Origin of the sequence: Belliella filtrata (assembly GCF_022549775.1) — a bacterium.
Taxonomy (GTDB): domain Bacteria; phylum Bacteroidota; class Bacteroidia; order Cytophagales; family Cyclobacteriaceae; genus Belliella; species Belliella filtrata.
Genome location: NZ_JAKZGP010000153.1, coordinates 1 through 639 on the forward strand (window position 1 = coordinate 1; position 639 = coordinate 639).

General features: G+C 38.2%; 1 protein-coding gene. It reads left to right on the plus strand.

The annotated features are described in order from the left end of the window. Positions 1 to 639, plus strand: a 639-nt coding sequence (locus MM239_RS20850; RefSeq protein WP_241350254.1) for a transposase, incomplete at both ends; no start/stop codon positions are given.

Consider the following 639-nt stretch of genomic DNA (forward strand, 5'->3'; position numbering starts at 1 on the left):
GTCAGATAGATATTTATATAGATTTCGAGAGAGGCTTCAAGTTTGCTGGAGGAAAGACTCATGATACTGTAGAAAGAAGCTGGCAACACCTTAATTTTTTTCAGCATAGATGTTTTTTACATGCTCGAGTTCCAAGAGTAAAAACTGCAGAAGGTAGGACAGAAACTGTGAGAGTGCCATGGGCACGTCCAGGTAGTGGGTTTACTTTAATGTTTGAGGCTTACAGTATGTTGCTAATTGAGTCTGAAATGCCAGTAAGTAAAGCTGCAGATATCATGGATGTATATCCTCAACGATTATGGAATCTGTTTTCTCATTGGATTGAAAAAGCCCACAAAGCAGCAGATCATTCTGGAGTTGAGCTATTAGGAATAGATGAAACATCTTCCAAAAAAGGGCATTCATATGTGACTGTAGCTGTTGATATGGAGGATAGAAAAGTGCTATACGCAGTTCCCGGGAAAGGTGCAGAAACTATTGATAAAATCGCTGAACATCTTGAAAATAAAGGCTGTAAAAGAGAGCAAATAAAGAAAACATGTATAGACATGTCCCCAGCATTCATATCGGGAATCTTACATAACTTCAAGAGTGCTTCAGTGACCTTTGATAGGTTTCATGTTGTTAAATTCATCAATG